The sequence below is a fragment of the Kitasatospora sp. NPDC008115 genome (genome assembly GCF_042957205.1).
Lineage (GTDB): Bacteria > Actinomycetota > Actinomycetes > Streptomycetales > Streptomycetaceae > Kitasatospora.
The window spans coordinates 12,787-32,147 of sequence record NZ_JBIBHU010000004.1 but is presented as its reverse complement, the minus strand read 5'-3'; the positions used below and the strand labels follow the sequence as shown (position 1 = coordinate 32,147).

Genomic DNA, 19,361 nt, shown 5'->3' with positions numbered 1-19,361 from the left:
CCGGCGACGCGCCCGGGGTCGGGCGGACCGCTGACAAATGACAGCTGACAGATTTCAGATAACAGATGACAGATAACAGATTTTGAAATCTGTCAGCGCCGGGTGCACCCTGGACCCATGCCCACCACCTCCCCCGTCCCCCGCATCCCCCGGCGCGCGCTCGGCGCCGCCGGGCCGAGCGCCTCCGCTCTCGGCCTCGGCTGCATGGGCATGTCCGACCTCTACGGCCCCGCCGACGAGGCCGAGAGCATTGCGACCATCCACGCCGCCCTCGACGCGGGCATCACCCTGCTCGACACCGGAGACTTCTACGGCATGGGCCGCAACGAGTTGCTGATCCACGACGCCCTGCGCGGCCGCGACCGCGACAACGTCCTCATCAGCGTGAAGTTCGGCGCCCAGCGCACTCCGGACGGCCAGTGGCTCGGCTACGACGCCCGCCCGGCCGCCGTGAAGACCGCCCTCGCCTACACCCTGCGCCGCCTGCGCACCGACCACGTCGACATCTACCGCCCGGCCCGGCTGGACCCGTCCGTGCCCATCGAGGAGACCGTCGGCGCGATCGCCGAACTGGTGCAGGCCGGCCACGTCCGCCACATCGGCCTCTCCGAGGTCGGCGCCGACACGCTGCGCCGCGCCGCCGCCGTCCACCCGATCAGCGACCTCCAGCTCGAATACTCGCTGCTCTCCCGCGCCGCCGAGGCCGAGATCCTGCCCGCCGCCCGCGAGCTGGGCATCGGCGTCACCGCCTACGGTGTGCTCTCCCGCGGCCTGCTCAGCGGCCACTGGCAGGGCGACCGCGAGCTGTCCGGCGCCGACTTCCGCGGCCACAGCCCCCGCTTCCAGGGCGACAACCTCGCCCACAACCTCCGCCTCGTCGAGGCCCTGCGCACGGTCGCCGACCAGCGGAACGCCACCGTCGCCCAGATCGCCATCGCCTGGGTCGCCTCGCGCGGCGAGGACGTCGTCCCGCTGGTCGGCGCCCGCCGCCGCGACCGGCTCACCGAGGCGCTCGGCGCACTGGACGTCGCCCTCACCGAGGCCGACCTCGCGGCCATCGAGGCGGCGGTCCCCGCCGGGGCCGCGGCCGGGGACCGGTACGCTGCCGCCCAGATGGCCCACCTCGACAGCGAGCGCTGAGCCGCGGCCCCGTCCGCGGCGGGTGCCCGCCGCAGGCAGGGCTCTCCGCACCCGCACCACCCCGCCGACGGCCGCCACCCGGCCGGCCGCCCGTCCGCCGCACCCGGCGGGCGGACGCCTCACCCGTAAGGACGAACCTCCCCGTGGCCACGGACAGCGCACTCACCAAAGAACAGATCCTGAGCGCGACGGAAGACGCCCTCAGGCGGTTCGGCCCGACCAAGGCCACCGTCGTCGACGTCGCCCGCACCCTCGGCGTCAGCCACGGCAGCGTCTACCGCTTCTTCTCCAGCAAGGCGGCGCTGCGCGAGGCCGTCACCGAACGCTGGCTCGCCCGGGCCCACGACGAGCTGCGCTTCATCGCCATCGAGCCCGGCCCGGCCGCCGAGCGCCTGCACCGGTGGCTGGCCACGCTGTTCGCCGCCAAGCGCAAGAAGGCCCTGGACGACCCGCAGCTCTTCGCGACCTACCTGACGCTGGTCGGGGAGACGAGCGGCATCGTCGACGCCCACCTGGACACGCTGACCGACCAGATCGCCCAGATCATCCAGGACGGCATCGAGAAGGGGGAGTTCCGGCACACCCCGATCGCCTCCACCGCCCGCGCGGTGTTCGAGGCGACCGCCCACTTCCACCACCCCGCCCACGCCTCCGGCTGGTCCGACCCGGCGGCCGAGGACCGGTTCGAGACCCTCTGGAAGCTCGTCCTGCACGGCCTGGCGGCCGACGCCTGACGCAATCCCCGCCCGCCCCGGACCGGTTCACGCCCGGCCGCCGACCGGGCCGGGCGGCGAAAACCACTGGCCCGCCCCGTATCCGGCCAGCAGACTGACGCGCGACGAACCCGTCCCCTGCGGAACCCCGCCCGGAGAACGCCATGCGCACCACCAGTCCCGGCCCCATTCCACGCCCCGCCCTCGACAGCCTGCACGGCCTCGCCCTCGGAGACGCGTTCGGCGACCGCTGGTTCGCCGTCCCCGTCGACGAGGCCCCCGCCGCGCTCGCGGCCCGGCTGCCCCGGCCCGCGCCCTGGCACTGGACGGACGACACCGCCATGGCGATCGTCCTGCTCCGCCACCTGCGCACCCACGGCGAGGTCCACCAGGACGCGCTGGCACGGGAGTTCGCCGCCGAGTACACCCGCGAGTACGGGCGCAAGTACGGTCCGTCGATGCACCGGGTGCTGCGCGAGATCCAGGCCGGCGCCGACTGGCGCGCGGTCACGTCGGGCCAGTTCGGGGGTCAGGGCTCCTACGGGAACGGCGCGGCGATGCGGGTGGCGCCGCTCGGCGCCTGGTTCGCCGACGACCTCGACGCCGTCGCCCACCAGGCCGAACTCCAGGCCCGCACCACGCACTTCCACCCCGAGGCGGTCGCCGGGGCGGTCGCCGTCGCGCTCGCGGCCGCGCTCGCCGCCCGCAGCCGGGGCCAGGACGCGCCCGCGCGAGCAGAGTTGCTCGACGAGGTCGCCGGCCGGCTGCCGGACAGCGACGTGCGCTCCGGCCTGCGGATCGCCTCCCGACTGCCCGACAGCGCCTCCGTGCGGCACGCGGCGCACGTCCTCGGCTCCGGGTTCCGGATCTCCGCACCGGACACCGTGCCGTTCGCCCTGTGGTCCGCCGCCGGGCACCCGGACTCGCTGCCCGACGCCCTGTGGCACACCCTGGAGGGCTGGGGCGACATGGACACCACCACCGCCATCGCCGGCGGCGTGGTCGCCGCCCGCACCGGCCTGACCGGCACGCCCGCCTCCTGGCCGGCCGCCCGCGAAGCCCTCCCGCCCGACCTGCCGACCGTCTGACCCGGCTCCTCAGTCCCGGGAGTGGCCGAACACGATCCGGTACAGGACCAGCAGCACGAGCGCCCCGCCGATCGCGGACGCCCAGGTCGCCAGGTCGAAGAACTCGGCCGCCACCGGCCGGTGCAGGAACTTCGAGGAGATCCAGCCCCCGACGAACGATCCGGCGATACCGATCAGGGTGGTCACCACCAGACCACCCGGATCCCGGCCCGGCAGCAGCAACTTGGCCAGCGCCCCGGCCACCAGGCCCAGCACGATCCATGCGACGAAGCCCATCCGCGTCCTCCTGCCCATAGCACCGTACGGCGGCCCCGTGCACGCCGTACCACCTGCGAGGACGCCACCCCACCACCCACCGGTTCCCGCCCACGGAATCGCCAAGGCACGGCGCCGCCCTCCGAGCCCGGCTACCCCGCAATGGCGCAGCCATGCGCCGCACCTGATCGCCACCGCCGGCTCGCGGCGCGGCGCCGAGATCGACTCATCCAACCGACCTGTCTCGCCCGCCCGTTCACAACGCCACTCGACATCCCGACCCCCACCCGCTGGTTCTCCCCTGACGCCATCAGCACCCACTCACTCAACGACCCCGGCACCCTGCCCACACCCAGCGCCGCCAACTCCGCCTGCCATAGCGCACCGTGCAGTACAGCCCTTCACCCACGAGACTCCCGCACCGTTCCCTCGCCGCCAGAACCCCTCACCGCGACGACATCCGCAACACCCCACACGGCGCGCCTCTCCCCTGCCCTGCGCCACCATCCGCCAATTCGGCGCCAACACCACAGTGGCCGACCTCCACACTGGCTCCCCACCACCGCCCACCTCCACATCCCCTTCAGGCCCACCCACCTCGCCACCGCGCCCCCAAGAGAAGACAGCCCCAGCAACGCCCGACTCACCCGGTAACCTGTCCCCACAACGCCATCAGCATCCAAATTGCGCGCAATGCCCGAATCAACGGAAGTTGCAAATACCGCAGCAGTCGCGTGACAGAAGCCCAGCTCACGAACTCTGCTCCCCGCGCGTGCGGGGATGGTCCCTGTTCCCGCCTGAAGCCGATGCCTGCTCCGGACTGCTCCCCGCGCGTGCGGGGATGGTCCCGGGCCGATCGTCCTCGTCGCCGGGCTCACCCACTGCTCCCCGCGCGTGCGGGGATGGTCCCACGGCGTCACCGGCTACCTCGTGCGCCGCGACCTGCTCCCCGCGCGTGCGGGGATGGTCCCCATTACTCGAACACCTAATTGACAATGACTCCCTGCTCCCCGCGCGTGCGGGGATGGTCCCTTCTCGACGGCGGCCAGGATCAGCCGGACGTACTGCTCCCCGCGCGTGCGGGGATGGTCCCCTGGGCGGCACCGCCGTGGCCGTCCGATTCCGCTGCTCCCCGCGCGTGCGGGGATGGTCCCCAGTCGATCTTGCTGGGCAAACCCGTCGACTGCTGCTCCCCGCGCGTGCGGGGATGGTCCCGGGAACCGGCTGTGAGCGGAGAGCAGGTGGACCTGCTCCCCGCGCGTGCGGGGATGGTCCCGTCTGCCCGTACGAGACGAAACCTCCGATCCCCTACTCCCCGCGCGTGCGGGGATGGTCCCGTCTGCCCGTACGAGACGAAACCTCCGATCCCCTACTCCCCGCGCGTGCGGGGATGGTCCCTTGGCGTCCGCCTCGGCCACCTGCTCGGCGTACTGCTCCCCGCGCATGCGGGGATGGTCCTCTTCGTCCAGGTCCTCGAAGGCCTCGCGCCAACTGCTCCCCGCGCGTGCGGGGATGGTCCCATGTCCCCCAGCAGTCGAAGACGACAGGAGTCACCAATGGAACTGCGACCCGGTAGGCGACGACTTCTGAGCGGGGCTGCCGCGACTGCGCTGGCAGTCGCGGTCCCTGCCAGCGGGCGAGCTCTTGCACAAGGCACGGCCACAGACGGCGCTGTGGAGGGACTCGCCGGCCGGTTGCGGGCGCTGGAGCAGGCGCATTCGGCGCGGTTGGGGGTCTTCGCCCATGAATCGGCCACCGGCAGGACGGTGGCGTACCGCGCGGACGAGTTGTTCCCGATGTGCTCGACGTTCAAGACGATCGCCGTGGCCGCCGTGCTGAGGGACCTCGACCGCGATGGCACGTTCCTTGCCAAGCGCATCCGCTACACGTCGAGCGACGTCACGGAGGCGGGCTACGCGCCGGTCACGGGCCTGCCCGGGAACCTCGAAGGCGGGATGACCGTCGAGGAGTTGTGCGCGGCGGCCATCGTGTACAGCGACAACGCCGCCGCCAACCTCCTCCTCCGCGAGCTCGGCGGCCCCTCGGCCGTCACTCGCTTCTGCCGCTCCATCGGCGACCGGGTGACCCGCCTCGACCGCCGGGAGCCCGGGCTCAACTCGGCGGAACCCGGCCGGATCACCGACACCACCACCCCGCGGGCCATCGCCCGCACCTACGCCCGCCTCACCACCAGGAACGCCCTCGACGCACCCGACCGCCGACGGCTCACCACCTGGCTGCTGAACAACACGACCGGCACCAACCGCCTGCGCGCCGGCCTGCCGAAGGACTGGACCGTCGCGGAGAAGACCGGCACCGGCGGCTACGGCACCACCAACGACGTCGGAATCACGTGGCCACCCGACCGGGGCCCGATCACGCTGGCCGTCCTCTCCACCAAGCAGCAACCTGCCGCACCGGCCGACGAGCCACTACTCGCCGAAGCGGCCGCGCTGCTCGCGGACATCTTGACCTGACTTACAACCTCACCCAGCACCCGGCCGGGTGGCCCCGTCCGACCGTTCCAAGCAGAACCTCGGCCCGAGTACCTCGTTAAGCCACGAGCAAGGCTGTTCCCCGCACCTCGGGGGTGACCCCTGCGTGGAAGCCGTTCTGGCGCCATCCTGCTCCCCGCACATGCGGGGTTTCTCGCTTCAAGGCGTGTGCTGGCAGCCGACACTATCTAGCAACTGTGTGGAAGCAGCCCTACCTTGCCGACACGCCCAAGAAGCCAGCAGCGGCCCCCGGCGACACCGAGCGACTACTGTGGGCAACGTTCCAGACACTCGTCGCAAGCGCACACTGTGCGGCGAGCCAACGCCAAGGCCCCGAACGGAGCAACCTCATGAACAGCAGAACCACCCCACTCGCCCTCAGCAGACGAGGCGAGGTGAGTCTGCTCAGCCTCCTCGCGGTCTGCGTGGCGGCAGGAGCGGGGTCGACCGATCGCGTGGACGTCGGCATCCGCCTCGTTGCTGTCGCGCTGGTCGCCACGATGGTGATCGCCGCCGCGGGTTGACGGTCCACACCGGCGGGAGGCCCAAGCCCCCGCCGCACCCTCACGACGGCGGCTGATGCGGTCTGTGCAGGTGCTGCACAGACCGCCACCACAAGCGGGGCGAGCCCGCAAGTCGGCCAGGAGTCGAAGTCCGGCCAAGTACCGCCACAAGAATCCACTACCGATCACCTTCGATCATTCCCGCTCATTCGATCAGCGCCCCTTCGCGGGCCCTGTTGAATGACGGCGTGACCGAAACGCTCGACGACCCGGGGCCTTTTGAGCAGCTGTCGGACGCCGCTCGCTCCGTGTGGGCCAAGTCCGACCGGGCCACCAACGGGTGGCTGCCGCTCTGGCGGCACATGGCGGACAGCGCTGCGGTCGCGGGGCGGCTGTGGGACAGCTGGCTCCCCAAGAACGTGCGGGAGTTGATCACCGAAGCGGTCGGCGGGAAGCGCGAGCACGCACGGATCCTCGCGGTGTGGCTGGCCGGCACCCACGACATCGGCAAGGCCACTCCAGCGTTCGCATGTCAATCCGATGATCTTGCGAGAGTTATGCAGGAGAACGGGCTGGCACTGCGGTCCCAGGCACAGTACGGCGACGACCGGCGGTTGGCACCGCACGGGCTGGCAGGTCAAGTCCTGCTCCAGGAATGGTTCGTGGAGCGGCACCGATGGACGCGCCGGGCAGCCGGCCAGTGGGCGGTGGTGGCCGGCGGCCACCACGGGATGCCGCCGGGGCACGGGCAACTGCACGATCTGGAACTGCGTGAGGACCTGCTCCGTACTCCCGGGGCGAGCGAGGAACTGTGGCGCAGCGTGCAGTTCGAACTGCTCGACGCTTGCACGGCGGCGCTCGGGGCGGGCGGGGCGGGCGGGGTGCTGGAGGCCGTGAGGGACGTCAAGCTGCCGCAGCCGGTGCAGGTGCTCCTGACCGGCGTCGTCATCATGGCCGACTGGATCGCCAGCAACCCGGACCTCTTCCCCTACTTCCCGGAGGACCGGCCCCGCACGGAGAAGGAGCGGACCGCTGGGGCGTGGGACGGGCTGCGGTTGCCGCCCGCCTGGAAGGCGGCGGAAACCCTCCTGGACACGGCCGAGTTGATGAAGGCGCGGTTCGACCTGCCGCCGGGGGCCACACCCCGGCCCGTCCAGGAGGACGCCGTCCGGCTGGCGCGCGAGCTGCCCGAGCCGGGGTTGCTGGTGATCGAGGCGCCGATGGGCGAGGGCAAGACGGAGGCGGCCCTGGCCGTCGCCGAGGTCTTCGCCGCGCGCACCGGCGCCGGCGGGTGCTACATCGCGCTGCCCACCCGTGCGACGGCCAACGCGATGCTCCCCCGCCTCACCGCATGGCTGGATCACCTGCCCGCCGACGGCGAGCGGACGGTGTTCCTCGCCCATGCGAAGGCGGCGCTCAACGACGAGTACGCGGGCCTGCTGGCCGCCGGCCGGCGGCGGATCGAGGCGGTGGACGCGGACGGGCCCCAGGGGTCGGGGCACCGGGCGAACCGGAAGGGCTCGGGGCTGATCGCCCATCAGTGGTTGCGCGGGCGCAAGAAGGGCATGCTCGCGTCCTTCGCCGTCGGCACGATCGACCAGGTACTCTTCGCCGGCCTCAAGAACCGGCACCTCGCGCTGCGTCATCTCGCGCTCGCCGGCAAGGTCGTCGTCATCGACGAGGTGCACGCCAACGACGCCTACATGAACACCTACCTGGAGCGGGTGCTCGCCTGGCTCGGTGCCTACCGGGTGCCGGTGGTGATGCTGTCGGCCACGTTGCCGGCCGCCACCCGGCGCGCCCTGGTGCGGGCGTACTGCGCAACCGCGGACGGGGCCACGGACGGGGCCACGGACGGGGAGAAGGACGAGGCGGCGGCCGGCTACCCGCTGCTCACCGCCGCCGCCCCGGGGCACCCGTCGCTGACCCGACGACCGGACGCCGACGCCGCCCGCCGGACGGCCGTCCACCTGGACCGGCTCGACGACGACCTCACCGCGCTCACCGACCGGCTGGCGGCCGAACTCGCCGACGGCGGCTGCGCGCTGGTCGTCCGCAACACCGTCGACCGCGTCCTGGAGGCCGCCGAACGGCTGCGCGAGCGGTTCGGGGACGAGGCGGTCACCGTCGCGCACGCCCGCTTCACCGACCTCGACCGGGCCCGCAAGGACGCCGATCTGCTGGCCCGGTTCGGCCCCGACGGGCACCGGCCGCGCGGGCCGCACATCGTCGTCGCCAGCCAGGTGGCCGAACAGTCGCTCGACGTGGACTTCGACCTCCTCGTCACGGATCTCTGCCCGGTCGACCTCATGCTCCAGCGCATGGGCCGCCTGCACCGCCACCGGCGCGGCGAGGGGCAGGGTTCCCGGCCGCCGGGGCTGCGCACGGCCCGCTGCCTGGTCACCGGCGTCCACTGGAGCGCGCAGCCCCAGCCCCTCCCCGTGAAGGGCTCGGTGTCCGTCTACGGCCGGCACCACCTCCTGCGCGCGGCCGCCGTGCTGTGGCCGCAGCTCGCCGAGGGGGTGCCGCTCACGCTGCCGGACGGCATCAACGTGCTCGTCCAGCGCGCCTACGGCGACGAGCGGCTCGGTCCGCCCTCCTGGGCCGGCGCCATGGCCGAGGCGGCGGAGGAGCAGCGCCTCGCGGATGCCGCGCAGACCGCCCGGGCCGAGGTGTTCCGGCTGGACGAGGTGCGCCGGCCGGGGCGCTCGCTGGTGGGCTGGCTGGACGCCGGGGTCGGCGACGTGGACGACCAGCGGCCCGGCCAGGCACAGGTGCGGGACGGGGACGAGAGCCTGGAGGTGATGGTCGCGATGCGCCGGGCCGACGGCAGCCTCACCACACTCCCCTGGCTCGACCGGGGGCGCGGCGGCCTGCCGCTGCCGACCGAGACCGTGCCCACGTGGAACGCCGCCCAGGCCCTCGCCGCCAGCAGCATGCGGCTCCCCTACCACTTCTCCAAGCCCTGGGTGGTCGACAGGGCGATCAAGGACCTGGAGCAGCTGTACATCCCCGCGTGGCAGGTCAAGGAGTGTCCGCAGCTCGACGGCGAACTGGTGCTGCTGCTCGACGAGCAGGGCCGGGCCGAACTGGCGGGCTTCGAACTGGAGTACCGCACGAGCGACGGCCTGGCGGTGTACCCGGCCGGGGCCCGTGACGTGAGGTTGGTGAAGAGCGTGCCCTCGTTCGACCTGGTCTCCCGCCCGTGGCTGCCGGTGCAGCGGTTGGACGGGACGACCGCCGAACTCTCGCTGCGCCAGGTGTTCGCCGAGGCGACGACGCTCCGCCGGCTGGTCGGGGACGTGCCGACCCAGGAGTTCGCGCTGATGCGGCTGCTGCTGGCGGTGCTGCACGACGCCGTCGACGGGCCGGCGGAGCTGGAGGACTGGGAGGACCTCTGGGACGACCCGGACTGCTTCGCCGCCGTGGGGCGCTACCTCGACCGGTACCGGGAGCACTTCGACCTGTTGCACCCGAGGACCCCGTTCTTCCAGGTGGCGGGCCTGCGCACCGAGAAGGACGAAATCGCCTCCCTCAACCGGCTGGTGGCCGACGTGCCGAACGGCGACCCGTTCTTCTCGATGCGGATGCCGTCGGTCGGACGGCTGTCCTTCGCCGAGGCGGCGCGCTGGCTGGTGCACGCGCACGCCTTCGACACGGCCGGCATCAAGTCGGCGGCGGTGGGCGACGGGAGGGCGAAGAAGGGGAAGGTCTACCCGCTGGGCACGGGGTGGTCCGGCGGTCTGGGCGGCATCCTCGCGGAGGGCGACGACCTGCGCGCGACCCTGCTGCTCAACCTGGTGGCCGCGGACACCCCCGGGGCGCGCTTCCGCCGCGACGACCGGCCGTCCTGGCGCCGCGGCCCGTACGGCCCGGAGCCGGACGGGGAGGCGGCGGACCCGGCGTGCCGGCCCTCCGGGCCGCGGGACCTGTACACCTGGCAGTCCCGGCGGATCCGGCTGCACCACGACGCGAGCGCGGTGACCGGGGTGGTGCTCTCGTACGGCGACCCGCTGGCGGCGCAGGACCGCCGGTTCGTCGAGCCGCTCACCGGGTGGCGGCGCAGCCGGGCCCAGGAGAAGAAGCTCGGCCGGGTGCCGGTGTACCTGCCGCACCAGCACGATCCGGCGCGGTCGGCGTGGCGCGGCCTGCCCGCGCTGCTGCGGTCGCGGGCCGGTTCGACGGCCGGGAAGCCCGGTGAACCGGCCGACTTCCAGAGCCCGTTGGTTCTGGAGTGGGTGGCGAGGCTGACCGGCGAACGGGTGCTGGAGAGCCGGCGGCTGATCCGGGCCCGGACGCTCGGCGCGGTCTACGGGACCCAGCAGTCCGTGATCGACGAGGTGGTGGACGACGGGGTCACGCTCGCGGTCGTCCTCCTGCACGAGGGGGACGCGCGCTACGGGCAGCGGGCCGTGAGCGCGGTGGAGTCCTCGGACCGGGGTGTTCAGACACTCGTCCACCTGGCCGCCGACCTCGCCGATGCCGCCGGCTCGGCGGCCGACGGGCCCAAGACGGTGGCGGCCGAACGCGGTTACGCCGAACTCGACGGCCCTTTCCGGCGCTGGCTGCGGGATCTGGGTCTGCACGCCGACCCCGACCAGGCCTTGGCGGACTGGCGGGTGGATGCCCGGCGGATCCTCCTCGCGCTGGGAGCCGAACTGGTGGACGCGGCCCCCCGGGCGGCCCGGGAGGGGCGGGTGGTGGCCGGGCGGGGCGGTGGGCGGATCTGGCTCAATGACGCCCTGGCGCACCGGAGGTTCGCCTTCGCGCTGGCCAAGGCCCTCCCCCGTCCCGACCCGCCGGAGGGCGCCGGCACCGACCATGACGACTCCCCGGAGGACGACGAGCGATGACCACCGACCCCGTCCCGTCACCCCGCCGCGCCGGCCTCGGCCGGGTGGGTACGGCGACGCACCAGCACCTGGGCCCGTTGCAGCACGGCTACCGCGCCGACGAGGCCGGTTCCGTGGCCCTGACGGCCCAGATCCGGCGCGGCGCGGGCCGACCGGTCGACGCGCTGCCCGAACTGTGGGGGCTCACCGGGCTGGAACGGCTGTACCCGCACGGCCGGACCGGGCCTTCGGACGCCCTCGCCGAGAACGCGATGCACACGGCGGTCACCCTCTGGTCCCTGCACCAGCAGTCACACCGTGATGCCGGGATGCACCGGCCCAGTGGGCCCCAGTTGGGCAGTGCGGTGCGGCAGTTGATGCCGTCGGACGACATCGACGAGCCGCTGCGCAAGCGGTTCGTGCGGGCCGGTTCGGCGCCCACCTTCGACATCCTCGCGCAGCGGCTGCGGGAGATCGTCGTCCTGCTGCGCAGGGAGGCCGTCCCGCTCGACTACGGACTGCTCGCCGACCAGCTGTACCGGTGGCAACGACCCGGCGGCCGGGGCGAGGTGAACCGCTCCTGGGGGCAGAGCTTCCACGCGTACCGGCGCCCGGGGAACACGGGCAAAGCCTCCGCCGCCCGCACCGACGCCGACACCACCCGTCCCGACACCGACAAGGACCAATCGTGAGCAGCCGCACCATCCTGGACGTCCACATCCTGCAGACCGTGCCGCCGAGCAACCTCAACCGGGACGACACCGGCTCGCCCAAGACGGCGGTGTACGGCGGGGTGCGGCGGGCGCGGGTGTCCAGCCAGGCGTGGAAGCGGGCGACCCGCAAGGCGTTCGACGGGCTGCTGGACCCTGCCGAGCTGGGGGTGCGCACCAAGAAGGTGGCGGAGCTGCTGGCGACGCGCATCACCGGCCTCGGTGTGGAGCTCGAGGAGCCGGAGGCCTGGCAGGTGGCGGCCGACACGATCACCGCCGCGACCGGCGCCAAGGTGGAGCCGCCGAAGCGGAAGACGAAGGAGGGGACCCAGGACCCGGCCCCCGAGTCGTCGTACCTGATGTTCCTCAGCAGCCGCCAGCTCGACGCCCTCGCCGCGCTCGCCGCCGAGGGGTTGAAGGAGCCCGGCGGCCTGAAGGAGTTCTTCAAAGGCAAGGAGAACAGGGCACGGGCCCGGGAGGCGGCCAACACCCGTCACTCGGTGGACATCGCGCTGTTCGGCCGGATGGTCGCGGACGCCTCCGACATCAACGTGGACGCCGCCGCGCAGGTGGCCCACGCGATCAGCGTGCACGCGGTGGAGAACGAGTCCGACTACTACACCGCGGTCGACGACCAGCGGGCCGAGGACGAGCCCGGCGCGGGCATGATCGGCACCGTCGACTTCAACTCCGCGACGCTGTACCGCTACGCGGCCGTGGACGTGGACCGGTTGCGGGGGAACCTCGGGGACGGGCTGCGCGCGGACGAGCCGGCGGCGCCGGTCCAGCGGGCGGTGGAGGCGTTCGTCGAGGCGTTCGTGACGTCGATCCCCACCGGGAAGATGAACACCTTCGCCAACCAGACCCTCCCGGACGCGGTGATCGTCAAGCTCCGCTCCGCGCGGCCGATCAGCTTCGCCGGCGCGTTCGAGGAGGCCGTGCCGGCCGGCGGTGACGGCCTCACCGGCGGCCATGTGGCGGGTGCCTGCGCGCAGTTGGCCAGCTACGTGCCCGAGGTGGAGAAGGCCTTCGGCGCCGTGACCGAGGACAGCTGGGTGCTCCGGGTCGGCGAGCGGACGGCCGCGCTCGGCGGGCTCGGCACCGAGGTCGGGCTCGACGGTCTCGTCGCGGCGGTCGGTGCGGCGGTGGCGAAGCGGCTGGCGGGGTCGGCCGGGTGAGCGTGCTGCTGCTGCGGCTGGCCGGACCCCTGCAGTCCTGGGGCTCCTCGGCGCGGTTCGCGCGCCGGACCACCGAGCCGGCGCCGACCAAGAGCGGGGTGCTGGGGATGCTCGCCGGTGCGCTGGGGCGGGAGCGCGGTGACGACCTGGCGGATCTGGCGGCGCTGCGGTTCGGGGTGCGCACCGACCAGCCGGGCACCCGGATCCGTGACCTCCAGACGGCCCGCCACGGCGACACCGACAAGGCGATGCCGCTGTCCGAACGCTTCTACCTCGCGGACGCGGTGTTCGTCGCCGCCGTGGAGGGGCCGGACGCGATGGTCGACGCGTTGGCGGCGGCGCTGCGCGCGCCGGTCCACCTGCCGTACCTGGGCCGCCGCTCGTGTCCGCCGAGCGGGCCGGTGGACCTGGGTGTCCGGTGGGAGGCGGGGCTGCGGTCGGTGCTGGAGCGGGAGCCCTGGCAGGCCGCCCCCTGGTACCGGGCACGGCACCACGCGTCGTCGGTGGCGCTGCCGGTGCAGGCCGACGCCGAGCCGGCGGAGCAGCCGCGGGCGGACCTGCTGCGCGATCTGCCGCTGAGCTTCGACCCCCGGCACCGCCGCTACGCGCTGCGCGGGGTGACGTCCTTCGTCGTCAACGCGCCGACGCTCGTCCCCGATCACGATCCGACGGCCCACCTGAATCTCCTGGAACCGGAATCGGCCTGACATGTTCCTCACCCGCTTTCGCGTCAACACCGCCCGCGCCGGGGCCCGGCGGCTGCTGTCCTCGCCGCAGCTCCTGCACGGCGCCGTGATGGCATCGTTCGCCGAGATCCCGGCGGCGTCCGGCCCGAACGGCGACGGGGCACCGCGCGTGCTGTGGCGGATCGACCACAACGCCCGCTCGGAGGTGCTGCTCTACCTGGTCGGCCCGCAGCGCCCGGACCTCACCCACCTGGTGGAGCAGGCCGGCTGGCCGACCACCGGCGGCTGGCAGACCTTCGACTACGGCGCCTTCCTGGCCGGCATCGCGGCCGGTTCGACGTGGGCGTTCCGGCTGACCGCCAACCCCGTGCACAGCATCAGGCGCACCCCGGACGAGCCGACCAAGCGGACCGCGCACCTCACCCAACGCCACCAGGCCGCCTGGCTGTTGAAGCACCAGGAGCGGTCCGGCTTCACCGTCGTCGAGAAGGCCCCGGAGCGCCGCCTGCTGGCGGAGGGGGACGAGCACGAGCTGGTCGTCCACCGGCAGCGGAACGTGTCGTTCGGCAAGAACGACCGGGCGCACGCCGGCCGCCACAAGGTCACCCTGGTGACCGCGACCTACGACGGCCGGCTGCGGGTGACCGACCCGGAGGCACTGCGCCGCACCCTCACCGCGGGGCTGGGCAGGGCGAAGGCGTACGGGTGCGGGCTGATGACGCTCTCGCCGGTGCGGGGGTGACGGGGTGGCCGCGACTCCGGCGGGCAGGCCGGTCTCCTCTCCCCGTGAGCTGACCCGGGTCGGGGACCGGGTCTCGTTCCTGTACCTGGAGCGATGCACGGTCCACCGCGAGGACAACGCGATCACCGCCACCGACGAGTCGGGCGTGCGCTACATCCCGTCGGCGACGATCGGGGTGCTGCTGCTCGGGCCGGGCACCCGGGTGACGCACCAGGCGATGAGCGTGCTCGGCGAGAGCGGCGCGGGCGTGGTCTGGGTGGGCGAGCACGGCGTGCGTTACTACGCGGGCGGGCGGGCGCTGAGCCGTTCGGCCGGGCTGGTCGAGGCGCAGGCCGCGGCCTGGGCGAACCGGCGCCACCGGCTGGACGTGGCGCGGGAGATGTACCGGCTGCGGTTCCCGGAGGCGGACCCGGCGGGGATGACCAGGCGGGAACTGCTGGGCGGGGAGGGCGAGCGGGTCAAGGCGGTCTACCGGGCGGAGGCGGCGCGGACGGGTGTGCGCTGGGTGCGCCGGACGTACGACCCGGGCGACTTCGCGGCCGGCGACGCGCCCAACCAGGCGGTGACGGCGGCCGCGCAGTGCCTGTACGGGGTCGCGCACTCGGTGGTGGTCGCGCTGGGGTGCTCGCCCGCGCTGGGGTTCGTGCACTCGGGCAACGAGCGGTCATTCGTGATGGACGTGGCGGACCTCTACAAGGTGGAGTTCGGCATCCCGGCGGCGTTCGACGCGGCCGCGGAGGGACCGGAGGATGTCGCGGGGCGCACCCGGCGGGCGCTGCGCGAGCGGATCCGGGCGGGCGGGCTGATGGAGCGGGCGGTCGCGGACATTCAGGGCTTGCTGGCGCCGTACCGGCCGTCCGAAGCGGCCGAACAGGGCGGTGACGGCGGTGACGGCGGCGATGTCGTGCGGCTGCACAGCGACCGGGGCGGCACCGTGGCGGGCGGGCGCAACTACGGCGGCGAGGTGGTCTGGTGATCACCCTGGTGCTGGCGGACTGCCCGGCCGGGCTGCGCGGACTGCTGACCAGGTGGCTCACCGAGATCTCGCCGGGCGTCTTCGTCGGCGATCCGTCGGCGCGCATCCGGGAGGTGCTGTGGGAGGAGGTGCGGCAGTACCGGGGCCGGGGCCGGGCCGTGCTCGCCTACAGCACGGACAGCGAGCAGGGCTTCGCCTTCGCGACGCACGAACACCGCTGGCACCCGGTGGACCACGAGGGCCTCACGCTGATCCACCGCCCGGCGGACCGCCCGGTGCCGGCGCCCCGCAGCGGGCCGGCGGGGGACGGCGCCGCGAGCGGGTGGAGCAAGGCCTCCAAGCGGCGTCGCTTCGGCGGGCGTTAGGCGGCCGCCGGCCAGGCCGTGGTTCAGCGGGCGGCGCGCAGGGTGGGGATGACGGCGGTGCCGTAGGCGTCGATGGTGGGTTCGACGGCGTCGTGCATGGCGTAGACGGCGAACTGGTCGACGCCGAGGGTGCGGAGGTGGTCGAGGCGGGCGAGGTGGGTGGCGGTGGGGCCGATGAGGCAGAAGCGGTCGACGATCTCGTCGGGGACGAAGGCGGTGTCGGGGTTTCCGGCGCGGCCGTGGTGGCTGTAGTCGTAGCCCTGGCGGTCCTTGATGTAGGCGGTGAGGGCCTCGGGGACGAGGTCGGAGTGCTCGCCGTAGTGGCGGACGAGGTCGGCGACGTGGTTGCCGACCATGCCGCCGAACCAGCGGCACTGTTCGCGGGCGTGGGCGAGGGTGGCCGGGTCGTCGTCGGCGGTGACGTAGGCGGGGGCGGCGACGCAGATGGTGAGGGTGTCGGGGTCGCGGCCGGCCTCGGTGGCGGCGCGGCGGACGGCCTTGACCATGTATTCGGTGAGGAAGGGGTCGGCGAGCTGGAGGATGAAGCCGTCGGCCTGGCGGCCGGTCAGGGCGAGCGCCTTGGGGCCGTAGGCGCCCATCCAGACGGGCAGGGTGGCGCCCTCGCCGACCCAGGGCAGGTGCATCTCGGTGCCGTCGACCTCGGTGGTGCGGCCCTCGGCCAGTTCCTTGATGGCGTGCATGGCCTGCGAGAGCCGCTCCAGGGTGGCGGGTTTGCGGCCGGCGACGCGCATGGCGGAGTCGCCGCGGCCGATGCCGCAGACGGTGCGGTTGCCGTACATGTCGTTGAGGGTGGCGAACAGGGAGGCGGTGACCTCCCAGGTGCGGGTGGAGGGGTTGGTGACCATGGGGCCGACGGTGAGGGTGCTGGTCTCGGCGAGGATGCGGCTGTAGATGACGAAGGGCTCCTGCCACAGGACGCAGGAGTCGAAGGTCCAGCCGTGGCTGAAGCCGGCCCGTTCGGCACGGATCATGCGGTCGACGAGCAGGCGGGCGGGCGGGTCGGTCTGCAGGACGAGGCCGATGTCCATGGTGGCTCCGGAAGGGGAGGGAGAGGGGGAGGGACGGGAGGAGAGGAGAAGGATCAGCCCAGGTACTGGCAGGTGTCGCGGCGCAGGAAGGTGCCGTGGCCGGCCCGGCCGAGCCAGGTGCCGTGGTCGAGGACGACGGTGCCGCGGGACAGGACGGTGCGGGCGCGGCCGGTGAGGGTGCGGCCCTCGTACGCCGAGTAGTCGACGTTCATGTGGTGGGTGGCGGCGGAGACGGTCTGCACGGCGGCGGGGTCGTAGACGACCACGTCGGCGTCGGCGCCGGGGGCGAGGGTGCCCTTGCGGGGGTGCAGGCCGAACATCCGGGCCGGGGTGGTGCAGGCGAGCTCGATCCAGCGGCGGCGGCTGAGGCGTCCGTCGACGACGGCCTGGTGGAGGAGGTCCATCCGGTTCTCCACACCGGGCAGGCCGTTGGGGATCTTCGAGAAGTCGCCGCGGCCGAGTTCCTTCTGGCCGGTGTAGCAGAACGGGCAGTGGTCGGTGGAGACCACCTGGAGGTCGTTGGTGCGCAGGCCGCGCCAGAGGGCCGCCTGGTGCTCGCGGGGGCGCAGCGGGGTGCTGCACACGTACTTGGCGCCCTCGAAGCCGTCGTCGCCCTCCTCGGCGAGGTTGTCGGTGGAGAGGAAGAGGTACTGGGGGCAGGTCTCGCCGAAGACGGGGTGGCCGTCGTCGCGGGCGCGGGCGAGTTCGGCGAGCGCGGAGGCGGCGGAGACGTGGACGACGTAGAGCGGGCTGCCGGCGACCTGGGCGAGTCGGATGGCGCGGTGGGTGGCCTCGGCCTCCAGCAGTTCGCGGCGGACCTCGCCGTGGTGGCGGGGCGCGGTGCGGCCGGCGGCGAGGGCCTGTTCGACGAGGACGTCGATGGCGATGCCGTTCTCGGCGTGCATCATGATCATTCCGCCGTTGTCGGCGGCGCGCTGCATGGCGCGCAGGATGCGGCCGTCGTCGCTGTAGAAGACGCCGGGGTAGGCCATGAAGAGTTTGAAGGAGGTGGACTCGCCGGAGGCGACGAGGGCGTCCATCTCCTTGAGGACGGCGTCGGTGACGTCGGAGACGATGGTGTGGAAGGCGTAGTCGACGGCGCAGTTGCCCTCGGCCTTGGCGTGCCAGGCGTCCAGGCCCTCGCGCAGGCTGCCGCCGACGGGCTGGACGGCGAAGTCGACGATGGTGGTGGTGCCGCCCCAGGCGGCGGCGCGGGTGCCGGTCTCGAAGGTGTCGGAGGCGTGGGTGCCGCCGAACGGGAGTTCCATGTGGGTGTGGACGTCGACGCCGCCCGGGATGACGTAGTGGCCGGCCGCGTCGATGACGGTGTCGGCGGTCCAGGAGAGGGCGGCTTCGCTGCCGGTGGCGGCGAGGGCGGCGATCCGCTCGCCCTCGATGAGGACGTCGGCGCGCAGTTCCTCGGTGGCGGTGATGACGAGTCCGCCCCGGACGGCGGTGCGGCGGGGTGCGGTGGCGGTCACGGGTCCGGCCTCCTTCACGCCTCGGTGAGCGGGCCGTAGGCCTCGGGGCGGCGGTCGCGGTAGAACGCCCACTGCTGCCGGACCTCTTCGATGAGCCCGAGGTCGAGGTCGCGGACGACCAGTTCCTCCTCCTTGTCGGAGGCGACGTCGCCGACGAAGCGGCCGCGCGGGTCGACGAAGTAGGAGGTGCCGTAGAAGTCGTTGTCGCCGTACTCCTCGGTGCCGACCCGGTTGATGGCGGCGACGTAGTAGGCGTTGGCGACGGCGGCGGCCGGCTGTTCGAGTTGCCACAGGTAGGCGGAGAGGCTGCGGCTGGTCGCGGAGGGGTTGTAGACGATCTGCGCGCCGGCCAGGCCCAGCGCGCGCCAGCCCTCGGGGAAGTGCCGGTCGTAGCAGATGTAGACGCCGACCTTGCCGACGGCGGTGTCGAAGACGGGCCAGCCCAGGTTGCCGGGCTTGAAGTAGTACTTCTCCCAGAAGCCCTTGACCTGCGGGATGTGGTGCTTGCGGTACTTGCCGAGGTAGCGGCCGTCGGCGTCGATCACGGCGGCGGTGTTGTAGTAGACGCCGGGCTGCTCCTCCTCGTAGACGGGGACCACGAGGACGAGGCCGAGTTCGCGGGCGAGGTCGCTCATCCGGCGCACGGTGGGGCCGTCGGGGACGGGCTCGGCCCAGCGGTAGTGCTCGGGCTCCTGGACCTGGCAGAAGTACGGGGCGTTGAAGACCTCCTGGAAGCCGAGGACCTTCGCGCCCTGGGCGGCGGCCTCGCGGGCGTGGCGCTCGTGGAGGGCCATCATGCTCTCCTGGTCGCCGGTCCAGCGGGCCTGGACGAGGGCGGCACGGACGATCTGCGACATGGGTACCTCCGCAACTCCGCGGCCCGTCCCGGGGGCGGGCCCGCGGTTCGAGGGTCGGCGGGCGGTGCTGCCTGCGGTGGATGTCTTCGTGCGGTCGTTCGGCGTGCGGTGCGTTCGATGGGCGGTGCGTTCGGTGGGCGGTCGTTCGTTCGGCGTGCGGTGAGTGCGCGGTCGGTGCGCGCCGCTGTACGGCCTTCGCGCGGTCTACGTGCGTAGAGGGCGGGTGCCTCGACCGTAGGCCCGGCCTCGGTCGCCTGACAATACGTCGGACGCGACGCGGCCGGGGCGATC

The 19,361-nt window shown here is 73.1% G+C and carries 16 protein-coding genes and 1 CRISPR repeat array; of the genes, 12 read left to right on the top strand and 4 right to left on the bottom strand.

Going from position 1 to position 19,361, the window contains the following annotated elements:
- The first annotated feature begins 117 nt into the window (after positions 1-117).
- The 3 genes from ACFZBX_RS06425 to ACFZBX_RS06415 all read left to right on the top strand — a co-directional run bounded on the left by ACFZBX_RS06425 (position 118) and on the right by ACFZBX_RS06415 (position 2,941).
- Complete coding sequence (locus ACFZBX_RS06425; RefSeq protein WP_391531808.1) at positions 118-1,140, top strand: aldo/keto reductase; 1,023 nt, start codon at positions 118-120, stop codon at positions 1,138-1,140.
- Between the two features lie 143 nt (positions 1,141-1,283).
- On the top strand, positions 1,284-1,874 hold the full coding sequence (locus tag ACFZBX_RS06420; protein WP_391531807.1) for a TetR family transcriptional regulator: 591 nt from the start codon (positions 1,284-1,286) through the stop codon (positions 1,872-1,874).
- A 143-nt stretch (positions 1,875-2,017) separates the two neighbouring features.
- Entirely contained in the window at positions 2,018-2,941 is a 924-nt protein-coding gene (locus ACFZBX_RS06415; RefSeq protein ID WP_391531806.1) for an ADP-ribosylglycohydrolase family protein, read from the top strand.
- Positions 2,942-2,950: 9 nt separating this feature from the next.
- On the opposite strand, the gene ACFZBX_RS06410 is transcribed toward ACFZBX_RS06415, so the two are convergent.
- Positions 2,951-3,217: a GlsB/YeaQ/YmgE family stress response membrane protein gene (locus ACFZBX_RS06410; RefSeq protein ID WP_391531805.1), complete on the bottom strand. Its 267-nt coding sequence runs from the start codon at positions 3,215-3,217 to the stop codon at positions 2,951-2,953.
- A 738-nt stretch (positions 3,218-3,955) separates the two neighbouring features.
- A CRISPR array of direct repeats spans positions 3,956-4,716; the repeat unit is 29 nt; unit sequence CTGCTCCCCGCGCGTGCGGGGATGGTCCC.
- A gap of 36 nt (positions 4,717-4,752) precedes the next feature.
- On the opposite strand from ACFZBX_RS06410, the gene bla reads away from it, so the two are divergent.
- The 9 genes from bla (at position 4,753) to cas2e (ending at position 15,683) form a co-directional block, all read left to right on the top strand.
- Positions 4,753-5,673 carry a class A beta-lactamase gene (gene bla, locus ACFZBX_RS06405; protein ID WP_391531804.1) on the top strand — a complete coding sequence of 307 codons (921 nt, stop codon included), beginning with the start codon at positions 4,753-4,755 and terminating at the stop codon, positions 5,671-5,673.
- 368 nt (positions 5,674-6,041) lie between these two features.
- Positions 6,042-6,215 (top strand): hypothetical protein, encoded by a 174-nt coding sequence (locus ACFZBX_RS06400; RefSeq protein WP_391531803.1) that lies wholly within the window; start codon positions 6,042-6,044, stop codon positions 6,213-6,215.
- Between the two features lie 227 nt (positions 6,216-6,442).
- Positions 6,443-11,047, top strand: coding sequence for a type I-E CRISPR-associated protein Cse1/CasA (casA, locus tag ACFZBX_RS06395; RefSeq protein WP_391531802.1), 4,605 nt, complete (start codon positions 6,443-6,445; stop codon positions 11,045-11,047).
- Positions 11,044-11,718, top strand: coding sequence for a type I-E CRISPR-associated protein Cse2/CasB (gene casB / locus ACFZBX_RS06390; RefSeq protein ID WP_391531801.1), 675 nt, complete (start codon positions 11,044-11,046; stop codon positions 11,716-11,718). Before casA ends, casB begins: the two co-directional genes overlap by 4 nt.
- On the top strand, positions 11,712-12,914 hold the full coding sequence (cas7e, locus tag ACFZBX_RS06385; RefSeq protein WP_391532084.1) for a type I-E CRISPR-associated protein Cas7/Cse4/CasC: 1,203 nt from the start codon (positions 11,712-11,714) through the stop codon (positions 12,912-12,914). Before casB ends, cas7e begins: the two co-directional genes overlap by 7 nt.
- Positions 12,911-13,621: a type I-E CRISPR-associated protein Cas5/CasD gene (gene cas5e / locus ACFZBX_RS06380; protein WP_391531800.1), complete on the top strand. Its 711-nt coding sequence runs from the start codon at positions 12,911-12,913 to the stop codon at positions 13,619-13,621. Before cas7e ends, cas5e begins: the two co-directional genes overlap by 4 nt.
- A gap of 1 nt (position 13,622) precedes the next feature.
- Positions 13,623-14,342, top strand: a complete 720-nt coding sequence (gene cas6e / locus ACFZBX_RS06375) for a type I-E CRISPR-associated protein Cas6/Cse3/CasE (RefSeq protein ID WP_391531799.1) — start codon at positions 13,623-13,625, stop codon at positions 14,340-14,342.
- 4 nt (positions 14,343-14,346) lie between these two features.
- Entirely contained in the window at positions 14,347-15,318 is a 972-nt protein-coding gene (cas1e, locus tag ACFZBX_RS06370; RefSeq protein ID WP_391531798.1) for a type I-E CRISPR-associated endonuclease Cas1e, read from the top strand.
- Positions 15,315-15,683: a type I-E CRISPR-associated endoribonuclease Cas2e gene (gene cas2e / locus ACFZBX_RS06365; RefSeq protein WP_391531797.1), complete on the top strand. Its 369-nt coding sequence runs from the start codon at positions 15,315-15,317 to the stop codon at positions 15,681-15,683. Before cas1e ends, cas2e begins: the two co-directional genes overlap by 4 nt.
- A 23-nt stretch (positions 15,684-15,706) precedes the next feature.
- Here cas2e and ACFZBX_RS06360 read toward each other — a convergent pair whose 3' ends face one another.
- From ACFZBX_RS06360 to ACFZBX_RS06350, 3 genes are read right to left on the bottom strand one after another with little or no spacing between them, the layout of a single operon-like run.
- Complete coding sequence (locus ACFZBX_RS06360) at positions 15,707-16,732, bottom strand: TIGR03842 family LLM class F420-dependent oxidoreductase (protein WP_391531796.1); 1,026 nt, start codon at positions 16,730-16,732, stop codon at positions 15,707-15,709.
- Between the two features lie 53 nt (positions 16,733-16,785).
- Entirely contained in the window at positions 16,786-18,213 is a 1,428-nt protein-coding gene (gene hydA / locus ACFZBX_RS06355; RefSeq protein ID WP_391531795.1) for a dihydropyrimidinase, read from the bottom strand.
- A 14-nt stretch (positions 18,214-18,227) separates the two neighbouring features.
- Positions 18,228-19,070 carry a nitrilase-related carbon-nitrogen hydrolase gene (locus ACFZBX_RS06350; protein WP_391531794.1) on the bottom strand — a complete coding sequence of 281 codons (843 nt, stop codon included), beginning with the start codon at positions 19,068-19,070 and terminating at the stop codon, positions 18,228-18,230.
- Between the last annotated feature and the right edge of the window lie 291 nt (positions 19,071-19,361).